Source organism: Pelobacter seleniigenes DSM 18267, assembly GCF_000711225.1.
In the GTDB taxonomy this organism is placed as follows: domain Bacteria; phylum Desulfobacterota; class Desulfuromonadia; order Desulfuromonadales; family Geopsychrobacteraceae; genus Seleniibacterium; species Seleniibacterium seleniigenes.
In genome coordinates, this window is the sequence record NZ_JOMG01000002.1 from 962,710 (window position 1) to 978,107 (window position 15,398).

The window sequence follows — 15,398 nt, forward strand, 5'->3', positions numbered from 1 at the left end:
ACATCATTCTTTAAACACCCAGTTCCGAATATCGATCTTGCCGGCGACGGCGGCTGAGTTAAGTGCAGTGCGCCGTTCTATAAGAAGATCAATTTGCTTCTGCGCACTCGCTGAAATTTGATCGTATTTTGAGTTTACTTTGTCTATGTGCTGTAAAATTTTCTCGATCTCACCTGCCGGTGGGATAGGTACTTTAATGCTTTTGAACTCATCCCAATATAGCCTTAGCCGGAAGTCCGTGATCCCCCGTGAAAACCGTTTCAGCTCTGTAACCGCATTTGGTGAACGTAAAACAAGTTCAAAGTATGAAGAATTCAACTCAGCCTTCGGCTTGCAAACGACATATGCCGGGCTGATCAAACCATTAACCTTTGCGGCACCAAATCCCCCCTGCCAAGCCCTCATCATATTGTAAGCAAGATCGTTTTCATGTACTACTTTGTAGAGGGAACGGTCTTCACTTCTGAAAACCTTCCTCTCCATCTCCTCTTCATCAAGTTCCTTATCCGATATGCCATGATGGATAGACACGCGAAGTATGGGGTACTCAAGCTCTGCTTCCCTTACAGCTCTTGAGCCGCTTTCCGAGAATAATGTTCCGATTCGCCGCACGTCCCAACACTCCGGAACTTCCCCCAACCACTCAACACCGGAATCTTTCATCGGCACATCGGGGTTCAGCCCTTTGGTTACGGCATGACTGATCACCGCCTGGCGCTTTTCTTTCAGCAGCTTGATTAGTTGTTGTTGCTTGTCAATCAGGGTGTCGATTTTGGCGGTTTCGTGGTCGAGAAAGTTGGCGATTTGCTCCTGCTCAGGAATTGAAGGCACCAGCAATGGCAAACGCCTCATATCTTCGAACTTCATGGATTGCCGAAGTCCGCCGCCCATCCCGTAGAACACTTTCGTCGTATCGTAGGAATGTAAAAGGCGATACAAATAGCGATCGTTAAGCTGGCCGCTTTTGGCGATCAATTTAAGATACGCGGAGGTAATTATCCCCGACTCTCCAGCATGCCCTACTCGCAAGCTGCGTTTATCGTTCTGGAGGTCAGTAAGGCGTAAAACAATGTCCCCTGCATCGACCAGTTGATACGTGTTGAACGATTCGGGCAAAAGACCGTAGTTCTCTTCAACATCCCTGCGAATAATTCGACCATAGCTCAAAGACAATATATTTGACTCTTGACCATCAACATTCTTCCGACACTCAGTATCTGTGCACGCGAATAGGGGTTTAACATCCCATGTCTTTGGGATATCACCAACCCACGCAACGCCCGAATTCTTGACAGAGAAATATGCTGAGTAACGCCCTGTCATCACTCTACCCCACGCCAAGGCTCACGCTCCCGCCAATCCTCCGGAAACCCCATCGCCCTCAAGTCACTCTCCAAAACAGTCTCAAGAAGACTCATCAACTGCGACTTCCATTGCCCCGTTGGATTGATGACACTTTTCAAGTACTCGATGATGACCAGGTAGTTGAAAATGCGGTGCCCCAGCCTATCGGGAGCACTATTCGGCATAACCCTTTCCCGCAGCCGTTTTATCTCCGGCAGAGTCATCGGAAATTGACGATTCCACAGTCTGCCATGGTGGGCAGCCGTGTTTCGCACCGGGGTTAGGGTATGCAGCACTTTTTCTAAAACCTCAATCGTAGGCAACTTCAGACTTCGCATGACTTCTTTTTTTATTTCTGTATTGCTCGTATTGGAAAACCAACAGGACAGTTGCCCAAAACTCATCATCTCGACAATTGCCCAAATGGGTGGCAAAAAGGGCCTTGAATAGTGATCCAGATAATGCTTGATAAAAACCTCACTACTCTTCTTGACTTCACGGGAAAGCATCGCCAAGTCCCGCTGATGTTGCCACGGATCTTTAAAAAGATCTGAATTCATATAAGCATGAGGACCGTGGTGCTTTGCCATAGCACCTGCCCAACGCGTTCTGATCGCAACTTCAATCCGTTCGAGGGCGTTCATCACCAACAGCCGCAGCTTTCGGTCAAAGTCGTAGAGATCCAAAACCCGGTCAAAGGTCGTACCTGCTTCGAAATGATGGTTGCGGCTGTCTGGTTCTACAGGAGCTAGTTCAAAAGGGAGCCAATAGGCGCTAAGGCGATAGTAGCCGATATGGGTGAGATAATGTTTGAGTCGCTCAGGGTTTTCGCAGACTAACCCGCGCTGAAACAAACGGGCAACCTGATCATCAATTGAAAGAGGGGGCTTGCTATATTGCATAGCTTAGCCCCCTAAAAATAAACCCTCCGGTTTGAGCATCGCGACGGCGAACCATCGGAGAGGCTTGGAGGGTGTTTTTAAAGTGAATCGCCGAAGCGATGGAAAAACTGTACATTCCCCCATTCATACCGTCAAGTACTATTTTAAACATAGAAAACATCTGGCAAGCAGCAGCTTTCACGAATGAACCTCCCGCAGCAGATCCATAATCTCCTGACTCACCAAATCAAGATCAGCATCAATCTCCTCCAGCGAACGCGGCGGTGTGTAGACATAGAAATGCCGATTGAAAGGGATCTCGTAACCAACCAGACCAAGTTCACCATCTTTGCCATCACGTTTGCTGCCGTCGATCCAGGCATCGGGCACATGGGGAGCGACTTCCTTTAAAAAATAATCTTCAACCAACTCCTTGACCGGACGTGACGGATCAAGGGGGATATTCTCATAATCGCGCAGATCGCCATCGGCCTGAAATTCGACGACCTTCTTCCCCAGCTCAAACAGCCCGTAAAGTGGATCGGCCTGTTGACTGTGAACCTTCTTGATCACCCGTTGTGCCTCGGGATTTTTCCAACTCACTGCATTAAGAAGCTGTTTTTTCTCCCCAACCTCAAGCTTCACCTCGATTGCTTTCAGAGCCTTCTTCAGCTGGCCTTCAAAATGATTGAAGTCATCACAGTGGCCAACAACGATAGCGTCAGTCCCCATCTGTTTGCCAAGCTGTTTTTGCAACGCGACTCCGACCTCCAGCAGGGCTTTCTGAAAACGCCACAGACCGTCGTCTAACACCGTCTTGATCTGCTTCTCTTTCAACCCGGAGAAGTTCTCTTTGATATAGGCGCGAATTTCACTCTCGTAAGCGGAGAGATCGCCGTAATCTTCATCCGCCCAGTTCTGTCCAAACTGTTCGTAAGCCCACTTCATCACCGAATCGAACGGTTTGGGCGCAAAACGCAACTCTTCCAGACGTTCATTGCTGAACTGTACCGAAAGCCGCAAAGGCCGCTCAACGGTAATGCGCCGGTAGCCGAAATCAGTAGTTGCGAAAACCTTGCTCGAAAAGGTCTTCGGTTCTGGTGCTTTCGGGTTGTCAGCTTGCCGACCCCGGTTGCTTTTCACATCCTCTGGTTTGTTGAGTTCAACACTGTCAATTTGCGCGAACTGTCCGAAGGCTCGGGTGATCGTGGCAATATCATCATCAAGCATCACGTTGCGCTTGGAACCGAGGGACCTGCGCATCTTGCTGCAGAGGTTGACGCCGTTGATGAGCTGCACCTTTCCTTTTCGTTCCGGGGCTTTCTTGTTGGAGAGTACCCAGACATAAGTGGCGATGCCGGTGTTGTAGAACATGTCGGTCGGCAGGGCAACGATTGCCTCCAGCAGATCGACTTCAAGGATGTAACGGCGAATTTCGCTCTCACCACTCCCCGCGCCGCCGGTAAAAAGCGGCGAGCCGTTGAGGATAATGCCAATTCGCCCGCCGCCGTCCCTGGTGTCGCGCAGCTTGCTGATAAGGTGCAGCAAAAACAGCAACGAGCCGTCGGAGACCCGTGGCAAACCGGGGCCAAAGCGTCCGTCAAAACCTTTGAAGGTGTGTTCGTCCCGGATCTCTTTTTCGACCTTCTTCCAATCGACTCCAAAGGGTGGGTTGGAAAGCATGTAATCGAATTTATCGGCATAAAGCTGATCGTTGCTCAGGGTGTTGCCCAGCTTGATACGGTCGACTTCCTGTCCTTTGATCAGCATGTCGGCTTTGCAGATGGCGTAAGATTCCGGGTTCAGCTCCTGGCCAAAAGCGCGCATGACCGCATTGGGGTTGAGCTCGTGAACATACTCCATGCCATTGGAGAGAAAGCCTCCTGTTCCGGCCGTTGGGTCATAAATGGTGCGGATGATCCCTTCCCGAGTTAGAACCTCATCATCCGCCATAAAAACCAAAGACGTTGTCAGGCGGACGATATCACGTGGGGTAAAGTGCTCACCGGCAGTTTCATTGGAACTCTCTGCAAAACGCCGAATCAGTTCTTCAAAAACCAGCCCCATTTCATAATTGGAAATACGCTGCGGGCTGAGATCGGCATTGGCGAACTTTTGCACCACCTTATAAAGTAGATTACAGTCATTCAGCTGGCCGATAAATTCACTGAACTTGAAATATTCAAAAATCTCCCGCGCATCTTTTGAGAAAGATTGCAGATAGGTTTCCAGATTATCTTTGATGCTCGCTTCCCCAAGCTTGGACAGGTCCATGGGCGAGGTGTTGACAAAATTTGCGGAGGTCGCATGCAACAGGATTTTTTCAGCGGCACTCTCCGGTAATCCCATTTTACTGACTTCAGCATTTTTCTTCAGGATGCCGGGTTTGTCCTCTTCAAGAACACACTCAAGCCGGCGCAATAGCGTAAAAGGAAGAATAATCCGGCCGTACTGGCTTTGTTTGAAATCACCGCGCAGCAGATCAGCAACCGCCCACAAAAATGCAGCGGTCTGGGTAAAATTGGGTGTCATAAAACTAAATACCTTCCTGGAATTTCATTGCAAAAAGACCGCTCCGGCCTTGCGGACACGAAGCGGTCTTAATCAATTTTGCGGGCCATCATCGCATTCCCCCGGATAGCATAAATATTCACAGATCATAACGAAATAGCTGCAATATTTCTATCGGTTTCTCTGCCGAGGAACGGGTCGATAAAACTCCTTGTAGAGATGGTCAGCAGGGCGAAACCAGACCTTGATCCGGAGAGAACAAAGAATAGCATTTTCATCCCCATCCTTCCCCTTTCACCATGCCAGCCGAACCAACTCCAGCCATCCCCATTCGGCATGACAAGGGTGAATTATCACCACTTGTCGATTCATGTTAATATGAATATAAATAAATCATCGTCTCAAGGATGATTCAGGTTCGCTTAAGTTGGAAGTGTTAATTTGTCAGTTCATCTCAAGTGAACGCTGATCGTCAACTTGAGTTTAAATAAGCCCACGACACCTGTGGGACATAACCAAAGAGAATGGAGAGAAGACTTATGACAACGATACCGATGGAGACTCTGTCTCCGACAAAAAATCGCACAGCGACAAGCAAAAAGCGTTCTTTCAAAGATGCCGTTTCTTCTGTTTTTCAATCACTTGGCTCGTCTGCAAGCTTCAGTGGCTATGGCCGCTCCAGCATGGGCCCGTTGTTCACCTGGTCGGAAGAGGATTGAAGTAGCCTCATCCGATAGGCAACTTTGACTGTACCTTGCAACAATGCCGATCCTTTAGAAGGATCGGCATTGTTCATTTTAGGAGCGGAATGACAGATTGGAGAGATTTTATGCCTCCGTAGCCTGATGATCCTGCTCAGCATGCGCAACACTTGCGGACAAACTGTCCACCAGCAGCCGGGTGGGCAGCGCAAGCTTGGCAAAATCTTTTGCACATATCATAAAAAGCCGGTGCGCCCAGGCATCCCCGACCGGAATGGTCACCAGCCCTTCATAGGAGGGCAGCACGCCCCGCGGAATGACGGTTATGCCCAACTGATCGGCAACAATCCGACAGGCATTTTCAATACTCGAAACCTGAACCCGACAATTATAGATTTTACCAAGCTTACTGGCTTCCTGCCCCAAGCGATTCGAGACCAGGCTGCCCGGGAAGATATCAACCACATCATAATCAACGATATCGCCAGCCGTGACGACATCGCGGGACGCCAGGGGGTGGGAACGCGGCACAAGAAGCTCCAAATCATCATGCCGATAGGGGCGACACTGCAGTTTATCCAAATCGGCTGCTTCCCAGCAGACGCCGATATCGGCATCCCCGGTTTCGACCGAGGTCACGATCTCGGTCGTCACTTTTTCGATAATTTCCACCTGCACATGCGGATACTGGCGCATGAAATTGCCAATGTCTTTTGACAGAAGCTCCATAACCGGCGAGAACGGTCCGCAGACCCGCACTTTCCCCCGCACATCATCGGCAAAGGTGCTCAATTCCTTGTCCATCTGTGCCATCAGCTCAAGGATTTCATTGGCATAGCGCCAGAGGACCATCCCCGCAGGCGTCGGCTTGACGCCACGGGAACCGCGCTGCAACAGCGGTGTGCCGATGGTTTGCTCCATGGCGCTGATCCGTTTGCTGACCGCAGAAGGGACCGTGGCCTGCTTGGCCGCAGCATGGGCAATATTCTCCTCTTTACAGACCGCACAAAAGTATTTGAGTGAAACGGTGTCAAATAATCGCATTAGCTACTTTCGCCTTCGGCGCCAAAGCTGAGGATAGGTGACTGCAAAAACTATAGCACTGTTTCCCCTTGAAGAATTCAGGATAAGTCGGCAAGGAACAGAACATCCATAGCACAAGACATCATCCGGTGAAAGACAATCCCCTTCTGCGTTGCTACGATTCAACGATCACGCTTAGCCATAATGGTTGACCGTTTAAAATTGAAGTGATGTGTTTCTAAAAAAAAATGCCCCAGCATCGACTGATCTGGGGCATCAAAGGCTGACCGGTAGTCAGCATCTGGTCAGGCTATCACTACTTCAATCTGCGCAGGACAGAGACACAGTTTGTGGCAGAGGACCCACCGACATTCAAGGTAACACCGATCTCGGGTTGTCCTTTCGTCGGTTTGACACCAATGGGTTCGCCGACCAGCTGCTTGTAGATGAGGGTATGCATCGACGCCCCGGTTGCTCCCACAGGGTGCCCCTTTGCCTTGAGCCCGCCTGAAATATTGACCGGGCAGACATCATCCCGGGTAAACCTTCCGTCAATGTAATCATAGCCGGCCCGGCCGTCCTCAGACAGTCCCAGCGCTTCGGTACAGAGAATCTGGTTAATGGTGAAACAGTCATGAACTTCTGCCAGGTTAACATCGGCAATGGTGATCCCGGCTTCCTTGAAAGCCTTGTCTCTGGCAATTTTTCCGGCAATCATTTCATACATGTTATCTCTGTCTTTGATGGCAAACCGTTCATTGGCGTGCCCGATACCGGCGATTTCGACGACTCTGTTTGATATCGCTCTGGCATTGTCGGTTGTGGTGATAACAAGGGCGGCAGCACCATCAGTCACGAGAGAACAATCATGAAGCCTTAAAGGCGGAGCAATCAACGGGTTTTTCTCATCTGGAAGATTCAAGATGGCTTCAGCACTGAATAGCTTCAACTTATCGGAAGGTCCACCAACGCCAAAGTGTGCCAATGGATTCTCAACACCATTGGCGTAACCGAGTGCCGAGACATAGGCCAGCATCTTTTTAAGCTGGTCGTCACTGATCCCGTAATGGGCCTGATAGCCCTTGGCATATTCGGCAAAAAGACCGGGGAAGGTCATGCCATTGGCCCCTTCCGAGTCCCAGTGTGAGCAGGTCGCAAGAGCATGCGTGACCCCTTTGGTATCGAGCAGGTTCATTTTTTCGACACCAAGAACCAGGGCCGTCTTACATCTTCCGGCCTCAACAGCGTAAATCGCATCATAAAGGGCCACAGATGATGACGCGCAGGCATTCTCACAGCGGGTACTGGGCTTATATCTCAGCCCAGGATCCGCATCTACGGCCAGTGCCCCCATATGCTCCTGATTTGCAAAAAGTCCGGGAGCGCAGGTCCCAACCCAGATCGCATCGATATCTGAACCCTCTACTCCGGCATCTTTCAGAGCCCCCCTGATCGCTTCATAGGAGAGTTCATTGATGGACTTGAGATCGGTGACTTGTCTGGTCTCTTTATCTTTTTTAACGAAAGATCCGAACTGCGTGTTATAGGCGCCGATGATACTGACCTTACTCATAACGTTGCCTCCTTACAGTCTTCAGGTACAAAGATATCTGCATCGGTATTGTTGAGAATATAAGCCACGGTATAGGGAGCGAAGTATTCCTTCAGAACGAATTTGCCCTCGGCAATTTGGAAAAAGCCCAGATCGGTGACCACATAGTCGACGACATTCGCCGCAGTAAGTGGCAGTGTGCAGGTGCGCTTGAGTTTTGCATCACCGTTCTTCTCAAAATGTGTTGTCGCCGTGATAACCGTTTTGGCTCCGACAGTAAGATCCATGGCTCCTCCCATGCCCGGAACCATCTTGCCGGGAATCTTGTAGTTCGCCAGGTTGCCGTACTGATCAACCTCAAGTACGCCAAGAACAGTATAATCGACATGACCGCCACGGATAATGCCGAAGGAGGTTGCCGAATCAAAATAGGCTCCTCCGGGCAGCAGGGTGACAGGGGTTCCCCCGGCATTCACAAGCATGGGATCTTCATGGCCTTTTTCCGGCGCAGGGCCGAGTCCGACAAACCCATTTTCCGATTGGAGAATGATGGTCACGTCATCAGGGACATAATTTCCAACCTGGGTCGGCAGACCGATTCCGAGATTGACCAGATCACCGTTTTTAAACATTTGCGCTATTCTTTTGACGATGATTTCTTTATTCGGCGTATATTCCATCACTTTGCCCCCTTTGTCTGCACAAGGTAATCAACAAAGAAACCCGGGGTCACGATACACTCAGGATCCAACTCGCCGACCTCCACGATCTCATCAACTTCCACGACAACTGTCTTGCAGGCAGTCGCCATCAGCGGCCCAAAGTTCCGTGAGGATTTGGCATAGGTCAGATTTCCGGCTTTGTCTGCGGTACCAGCCTTGATTAGAGCGATATCCCCCTTCCGGGCCTTTTCAAGAAGGAACTTTGTTCCGTCAACCTCAATAACCTGCTTGCCTTCTTCTACCTCAGTACCGACACCTGTCGGAGTCAAGATCCCACCGAGGCCAGCGCCACCGGCACGGATCTGCTCGGCGAGGGTTCCCTGTGGGACAAGTTCAACCTCGGCTTCCCCGGCATTCATCTGCCGCTGGGTCTCGGGATTGGTCCCGATATGAGAGACGATCATCTTGCTGAATTGCTTTTTCAGGACCAAAGGCGCCACACCATTCATGTAGTCGTTCTTGGGATTATAGATTGCAGTATCATTACAAACGAGGGTCATCCCCTTGGTCCCTTTTTCATAAAGAGCGTTAAGGATATCGGGGGGAGATCCACAGGCCATAAAACCACTGAGCATGACAGTATCTCCATCTTTCACTAATGCGGCTGCGTCTTCAGCGCTGATTATTTTCTTCTCAATCATGCGGTACTCCTTATGCTGTCAAAATAGTCGGGAACTGAATTTCGCTAAGAAACGATGCGCCGTCTCATAGCTGCTGTTATTTAAAAAACGAACAGCATGAACAAAGAAGTCACTATCCCGGTAAAAATAAGGACGACGGTCGTATATCCCATGATGTCGCGAATATTGAGTTTGGCAACGGCCAGCAAAGGCAAAGCCCAGAACGGCTGAACCATATTGGTCCAGGCATCACCCCAGGCAATAGCCATTGCCGTTGTTGAGTAGGGAACACCAATCGCCTTTGCCGCGGGCATCATGATCGGACCCTGAACCGCCCACTGGCCTCCGCCTGAAGGAACGAAGAAATTGACAAGGCCTGCAGAGAGGTAGGTAAAGAACGGGAAGGTTGTCGTATTGGAGATATCGACAAAACCTTCAGAAAAGGTGACCGCAAGACCTGAGCTGATCATCATGCCCATGATCCCTGCATAGAAGGGGAACTGCAGAACGATCCCGCCGCAGTTCTTGATTGCATCGTTCACCGCATTTACATAACGAATTGGCGTCTTATGCAGAATAATGCCGAGAATCAGGAAAATGAAGTTGACAACATCCAGGCCAAGCCCGCCCCCTTTGACAAAGAAGGAAATAATGAAAGCAACCCCGATGACCCCGATGATCATTGAAAGAATCCAGGAGTTCTCAAGTTTTTCAGCCGGGGTCATGTCTTGTCTGGGTTTAAGCGGAGCGTCTTCTTCCTCTTCAAAGAGAGCAGAATCAACCTCCAGAATTTCATCTTTGTGCTTAGGACTCATCAGCATATTGATGATCGGAATGGTGACCAGAAAAACGGCAACAAGCAGGAGATTCGGCCAGGAAAAGATCGTCTCCGCGGTTGGGATAATCGCCCCATCCGCAAACTGTTTCATGATGGTGTCAGCACCCGCCACTTTGAGCGGAATAGACCCTGAAAAACCGGCATGCCAGACCACAAAACCGGAATAGGCACTGGCGACAAGAAGCGGATAATGAATATGCCTGATATTTTTAGCAAGTTCTTTGGCGACCAGCGCACTGACGATAAGACCGAACCCCCAGTTAAGCCAGCAGCCGACAATCATGACGACAGTCACAAGAACAATTGCCTGAGTAGGAGTCCTGGCGATAGTCGATAAACTTTTAAGGCCCTTATGAACAGGCCTTGAGGTTGCAAGAGCGCTGCCTGTTACCAAGATAAGAACCATCTGCATTGAAAAGGCTAAGAACTTCCACATTCCGCCACCAAAATAGGTGGTCATTTCAACAAAGGAGGCCCCCTCTATAGCCATTCCCAATACAAAAACAATAATCGCAAGAATGACCGCAAAAATAAATGCATCCGGCAGATACTTCTTTGCAACCTTGGAAAAGAATGTACCGAGAGCTCGTACCATTTGTACCTCCTATTGGTGAAAGGGTAATAGATAGTTGCCATCCGGAAACACTGAGATGACAATAATTAAGTTTTCAGATTGGAAACGAGAAGTTTTCCGTTGTAGCAAGGAAATCAAGGGGTTGCGCGGAGGCGTAGTACTTTACACCGCACAAGAAAACCCGCAGATTGACACCGCCACAGCGGAAAAGGTCCGTTTCCGAATGAAAACTAGATAGGAGGGGATAGAGCAGCAATCATACCAAGTTGATATCTTGTCCTTTAGCGGAAATGATCAGTCGGCTTTATGGGCTTATTGAAGATTTTTTGTAATTTCGAGCAGAATTATTGAGATAAGAAAGAGGTTCGATGTGCCAGCTTTTTCATGCTCACATGCAATATCTTGCACATTGCAGTCAGTCTATAAGGTCATATCGGCTGAGTTTATACTGAAGATTACGGAGGGAAATTCCAAGTTCCGCGGCAGTATTGGCCCGATTTCCACCTTGAGCGGCAAGGGTCTGGATAATAAGAGTCTTTTCAAAACCACTGAGCATACTTTTCAGGTCCCCCTGCTCCCCGCTGGTCGCGTCGCCTTCGAAAACGATCTCGCCTTCTTTAATCACTTCATCTTCTGAAAAAATAAATGCCCGCTCCAGGGTATTTTTGAGCTCACGAACATTTCCCGGCCAGGAGTAAGTCTGTAACAGTTTGAAAGCGAGGGGCGAAAGCTGCTTATCTTTTCCATATTTCGTTTTGAGGATATCCATAAAATGTCGGGTCAGCAGGGCAATGTCACTGCCCCTTTCTTTCAAAGGCGGAACCTTCATATGCACGACATTCAATCGATAGAAGAGATCCTTTCGAAATCTCCCCGCCTCAACTTCCTCGCTCATATTTCTGTTTGAAAGGGCAATAATTCTTGTATTGACCAAAATATGCCGATTCCCGCCAACCCGATAGAAGCACCTCTCCTGAATGAAATTGAGCAATTTGGCCTGCAGTTCATAAGGAATTTCGGTTATCTCATCGAGAATCAACGTCCCGCCGTCAGCCTCCTCCACCCGTCCTTTCTTCAAGGTGCTGGCGCCTGTAAATGCCCCTTTCTCATGACCAAACAGTTCAGACTCGAATAAAGTTTCCGGGAGGCTTGAGCAGTTTGTATAGACAACGGGTTTATTTTCATCTGCACAGGTAAAGTGTATTTGCTTTGCGAGGATATTTTTCCCCGTTCCCGTTTCTCCGGTAATCAGGATCGGGACATCCACAAAAGCAAGCTTGTGAATCAGCTTTTTAAGCTTCTGGGTCTCGGGACACTCACCAATAAACTCTTCAAAATAGATGTGATTTTTCTGCTGACGCTTTAAAGCAGTGTTTTCGCGGCTCACCTTTGCAAACTTCACTGCCCGCTCACATGAAATGAGTATTTTTTCCGTGTCAAACGGCTTAGAAATAAAATCGTAAGCTCCAAGCCGCATTGAATCAACAGCATTATCGATTGTTCCCATTGCGGTTATGACAACGACTTCCGTGTTTTTCTTATTATTCTTTATAAACGGAATCAGCTCGTGCCCACTGCCATCGGGAAGACCGAGATCCAGGACAACGACTTCAGGACTGTTTTTAGTAATTTCGGTCTTTGCTTCATCAATGCTTCCTGCAGCAAAAACCTCGTATCCATCCTGTTCGAAAAGCTCACGCAAAAAGACCCTGACATTTCTCTCATCATCAACAATCAGTATGCTGCCCTTCATTTATTCACCTACCGTTCTGTACAGTTTGATTGACACCTCAGTAAACTTTCCCTCTTCCGAGGAAATTGCCATAGCACCACCATGTTTTTCGATAATTCTGTAGCAGATCGGCAAACCGAAACCAGTTCCACTGTCCTTGGTCGTAAAGAACGGATTAAAAATTTTGGAAAGGTTCTCTTTACTGATTCCTTTTCCGTTATCTTTGAAAAAAATTCGGATGTGTTTATCAGAAGCCGCAAGACTCACCATTAATTTTCCGTTTTCAACATGATCAAGTGCGTCCACTGAATTCTTTATGATATTCTCAAAAACCTGAATTATCTTATATTTATCAAGAGGTATAACAAAAATACCCTCCTGTAAAATTTTCTTTTCAAATGCAATCTCCGGATTAACCGTTCGATGCCCTGCCAGCAGGTCATCAAGAATACTCAAAAGATCCTCAGCCTTCACCTTTAAAGGAGCCTGTCCGCCATACAGCAGAAGATCATTAAGCAAACGGTTTACCCGATTCAACTCCTCGTCCATGATCTGCAGGTATTCGACCCGCTTATTTTCTTTCAGGGTTGGCCGCTGAAGCATTTGCGTAAATCCTTTGATCGAAGTCAGCGGGTTTTTAATTTCATGAGCGACTCCAAGACTCATCTCACCTAAGGCCACTATTTTTTCTTTCTCCCGCAGGTCACTCTGATATTGCCTGATCAGTGTAATATCCTGAAAAATAAGAATCAGCCCAAGTCTTTGCCCCTGCTCATCGATAACAAAATTGCTCAGCACTCTAATAATTTGGTTGTCCAGATTCAGCTCTTCACCTTCATAGCATTTATCTTCAAGTAAGCCTCCATCAATGACATTCCTGACTGATTCTCCAAAAATATCACGCGCCTGTTTGCCATAGACTTCACTTCCAGACTTTTTAAATAGCTGAGAAAACTTTTGATTGGCATGAGTGATGATACCATTATTAGAAACAACAAGAACACCACTGACAACAGCATCAAGAATATATCTGATATGGGATTTCATGTAGCAATTATTATCTACAAGATTATTAACTGTTTTACCAATTATATTAAGATCACCTTCTATTTCAGGGAGGCGCGATGTTGGTTTATCAATAATATTCTCTATTTCCTTTTTTAATATATTAACTCCTCTTAGAAAGTTTTTTGAAATAAAGTAAACACAAAGATAAATTACCGCAAAAATAATGATTACAAGAAGGTAAACCCTTTTCATTATTTCAGAAAGCTGAGCCTGTACCTTACTGACCGTCTCATTTGCCCAGATATATCCGATGACTCTGCCCTCACGATGGATCGGATGCATGCAGTTCATGATATTGCCGCGGACCAGTTGCCCTATCTGCACTCGATCTTCTCCAGTCGCCATAGCAATAAGGCCTTCATGGTCTTCTTCTATCGAGATCCCGACAGTATGCTGAAACTCTCTGCTCGGACCATAAGTCAAGACAGCATTCAGGTCTTTTGCATAGTAACCGACGCCCACCCCTGGATTTCCTGAAGCAACAAAATCCGTGATCCCTCGCAATTCCCGGTTCAGATAAGCTATCTGTTCGTCCCGGCTTGACGAAAGAACATTTCCCTTTGCAATAAGTTCTTCAAACGTTCCATCAAGATGATGGTCCAACTGTCTTGTCAAACCAAAGAGCTTATCCTGTTTTTCTTCGAAAATATCGTCTTGTATTTCTGTTTTTAAAAAGAATGATAGAGCGAAAAAAGGGATTAATATTGAGATAAAAATAAAAAACAACAGCTTTGAGGAAAAATTGTATTGACGTGAAAACATGATCTACCTCGGTTGGTTGAATTTATTCATTTCAGAAAATCATCCCCCTTGGTTCAGACCGATTGATGCCCCATCTTTTTTAACAGCTCCGCCGAGAAAAATCCCGGCAAATTTGCAAGAGAGCAATCCTGGAGCTATGATGCCGTTTTAGCCGTCATTTGGAGTCGTCATGAAGAAACCGTTACTGCACATCTTTCGCAATACCCCGTTCGGCCGTGAAACTTTACTGCAATCGGCTTATCTCTGCCGGCGCCTGCAGCTGCCGCTGACGATCTATCGTCCTGAATTCAAAAGTTTTCTCTTTTACTTTGCCACGGATGTGGTGCAGATCGACCTTGATGGCAGCTATCTGACCAACCCCGATTCTGCGGAAGACCATATCCGCGACATTCTCAACCTGCAGCAGCTGGACTACACGCCAATCCAGCCAATCAGCAAAAGCGCCAGCACCCTGCCGGATTTACCGACCCATTTTTCAGTAATGACCTGCCCGCGTTCCATGACCAAAGATACCCGCAAAATCGCTCTGGGCAGTATCGGCCTGAAGGTACGGCGGATCGTCAATACCGCCCCGTTCCCCATTTTTCTGCCGGCGCCGGTATTTAAACCCTGGGATAAGCTGGCCGTGCTGTACGGTGGCTCGATCCATGCCGCCGGTGCTCTGCGTTTGGCCCTGAAGATTCAGCAGCGCAGCAACGCGCCGCTGCAGCTCTTCGCCCGCGGTGATCAGCATGAACTCGAAGCGCGGCTGCGTTCCCAGGGCTTCAGCGACCAACAGATTGCTTCGTTGGACTGGCATTTCCTGACCGGTCACGATACGGCCACGCGGCTGTTCAACATTCCCCACGACAGCCTGGTGCTGCTTGGCGCCTACGGCAAAGGCAACATCAAGGAAACCCTGTTCGGCAGTACCATGGAGAAGGTGCAGCATCATCTCCCCAACAGTATGATCGTGGTCGGCCCGAAATGTCGCTGGATTGTCGATCCGCCGCAGTAATCTGCCGGCAGCATGAAAATCCGCTCCGGCTGTGCGATAATGAATGGCGATCGTTGACATTTTTTTGGCAAGG

General features: G+C 48.3%; 13 protein-coding genes. 2 read left to right on the plus strand and 11 right to left on the minus strand.

Features of this window, described 5'->3' with window-relative positions; all coding sequences use genetic code 11:
- Positions 1-3 precede the first annotated feature (3 nt).
- From N909_RS0107150 to N909_RS0107165, 4 genes are all read right to left on the minus strand, one after another.
- A complete protein-coding gene (locus N909_RS0107150) occupies positions 4-1,173 on the minus strand; it encodes a restriction endonuclease subunit S (protein ID WP_162179115.1) in 1,170 nt (389 codons plus the stop codon).
- A gap of 149 nt (positions 1,174-1,322) precedes the next feature.
- Positions 1,323-2,246 (minus strand): Abi family protein, encoded by a 924-nt coding sequence (locus N909_RS0107155; protein ID WP_029913466.1) that lies wholly within the window; start codon positions 2,244-2,246, stop codon positions 1,323-1,325.
- Complete coding sequence (locus tag N909_RS0107160; RefSeq protein WP_029913467.1) at positions 2,236-2,427, minus strand: hypothetical protein; 192 nt, start codon at positions 2,425-2,427, stop codon at positions 2,236-2,238. The genes N909_RS0107155 and N909_RS0107160 overlap by 11 nt, the downstream gene beginning before the upstream one ends.
- A complete protein-coding gene (locus N909_RS0107165) occupies positions 2,424-4,757 on the minus strand; it encodes a type I restriction-modification system subunit M (protein WP_029913468.1) in 2,334 nt (777 codons plus the stop codon). Before N909_RS0107165 ends, N909_RS0107160 begins: the two co-directional genes overlap by 4 nt.
- A 518-nt stretch (positions 4,758-5,275) precedes the next feature.
- Here N909_RS0107165 and N909_RS25620 point away from each other — a divergent pair.
- Positions 5,276-5,455, plus strand: a complete 180-nt coding sequence (locus N909_RS25620) for a hypothetical protein (protein WP_155005889.1) — start codon at positions 5,276-5,278, stop codon at positions 5,453-5,455.
- Between the two features lie 108 nt (positions 5,456-5,563).
- On the opposite strand, the gene N909_RS0107170 is transcribed toward N909_RS25620, so the two are convergent.
- From N909_RS0107170 to N909_RS0107205, 7 genes are all read right to left on the minus strand, one after another.
- On the minus strand, positions 5,564-6,481 hold the full coding sequence (locus tag N909_RS0107170; RefSeq protein WP_051689585.1) for a LysR family transcriptional regulator: 918 nt from the start codon (positions 6,479-6,481) through the stop codon (positions 5,564-5,566).
- Between the two features lie 295 nt (positions 6,482-6,776).
- Positions 6,777-8,033 carry a thiolase C-terminal domain-containing protein gene (locus N909_RS0107175; protein WP_029913472.1) on the minus strand — a complete coding sequence of 419 codons (1,257 nt, stop codon included), beginning with the start codon at positions 8,031-8,033 and terminating at the stop codon, positions 6,777-6,779.
- Positions 8,030-8,692, minus strand: coding sequence for a 3-oxoacid CoA-transferase subunit B (locus N909_RS0107180; protein WP_029913474.1), 663 nt, complete (start codon positions 8,690-8,692; stop codon positions 8,030-8,032). The genes N909_RS0107175 and N909_RS0107180 overlap by 4 nt, the downstream gene beginning before the upstream one ends.
- Positions 8,692-9,375, minus strand: a complete 684-nt coding sequence (locus N909_RS0107185; RefSeq protein WP_029913477.1) for a 3-oxoacid CoA-transferase subunit A — start codon at positions 9,373-9,375, stop codon at positions 8,692-8,694. The genes N909_RS0107180 and N909_RS0107185 overlap by 1 nt, the downstream gene beginning before the upstream one ends.
- Positions 9,376-9,455: 80 nt before the next feature.
- A complete protein-coding gene (locus N909_RS0107190; RefSeq protein WP_029913479.1) occupies positions 9,456-10,787 on the minus strand; it encodes a short-chain fatty acid transporter in 1,332 nt (443 codons plus the stop codon).
- A 394-nt stretch (positions 10,788-11,181) separates the two neighbouring features.
- Entirely contained in the window at positions 11,182-12,519 is a 1,338-nt protein-coding gene (locus N909_RS0107200) for a sigma-54-dependent transcriptional regulator (protein ID WP_029913481.1), read from the minus strand.
- Positions 12,520-14,328 (minus strand): ATP-binding protein, encoded by a 1,809-nt coding sequence (locus tag N909_RS0107205; RefSeq protein ID WP_029913483.1) that lies wholly within the window; start codon positions 14,326-14,328, stop codon positions 12,520-12,522.
- A 169-nt stretch (positions 14,329-14,497) separates the two neighbouring features.
- On the opposite strand from N909_RS0107205, the gene N909_RS0107210 reads away from it, so the two are divergent.
- Entirely contained in the window at positions 14,498-15,325 is an 828-nt protein-coding gene (locus tag N909_RS0107210) for a universal stress protein (protein ID WP_029913484.1), read from the plus strand.
- Positions 15,326-15,398 lie beyond the last annotated feature (73 nt).

Coding starts and splice junctions, on each gene's coding strand:
- N909_RS0107155 (WP_029913466.1), bottom strand. CDS start 2,246: ATGCAATATAGCAAGCCCCCTCTTTCAATTGATGATCAGGTTGCCCGT.
- N909_RS0107165 (WP_029913468.1), bottom strand. CDS start 4,757: ATGACACCCAATTTTACCCAGACCGCTGCATTTTTGTGGGCGGTTGCT.
- N909_RS25620 (WP_155005889.1), top strand. CDS start 5,276: ATGACAACGATACCGATGGAGACTCTGTCTCCGACAAAAAATCGCACA.
- N909_RS0107170 (WP_051689585.1), bottom strand. CDS start 6,481: ATGCGATTATTTGACACCGTTTCACTCAAATACTTTTGTGCGGTCTGT.
- N909_RS0107175 (WP_029913472.1), bottom strand. CDS start 8,033: ATGAGTAAGGTCAGTATCATCGGCGCCTATAACACGCAGTTCGGATCT.
- N909_RS0107180 (WP_029913474.1), bottom strand. CDS start 8,692: ATGGAATATACGCCGAATAAAGAAATCATCGTCAAAAGAATAGCGCAA.
- N909_RS0107185 (WP_029913477.1), bottom strand. CDS start 9,375: ATGATTGAGAAGAAAATAATCAGCGCTGAAGACGCAGCCGCATTAGTG.
- N909_RS0107190 (WP_029913479.1), bottom strand. CDS start 10,787: ATGGTACGAGCTCTCGGTACATTCTTTTCCAAGGTTGCAAAGAAGTAT.
- N909_RS0107200 (WP_029913481.1), bottom strand. CDS start 12,519: ATGAAGGGCAGCATACTGATTGTTGATGATGAGAGAAATGTCAGGGTC.
- N909_RS0107205 (WP_029913483.1), bottom strand. CDS start 14,328: ATGTTTTCACGTCAATACAATTTTTCCTCAAAGCTGTTGTTTTTTATT.
- N909_RS0107210 (WP_029913484.1), top strand. CDS start 14,498: ATGAAGAAACCGTTACTGCACATCTTTCGCAATACCCCGTTCGGCCGT.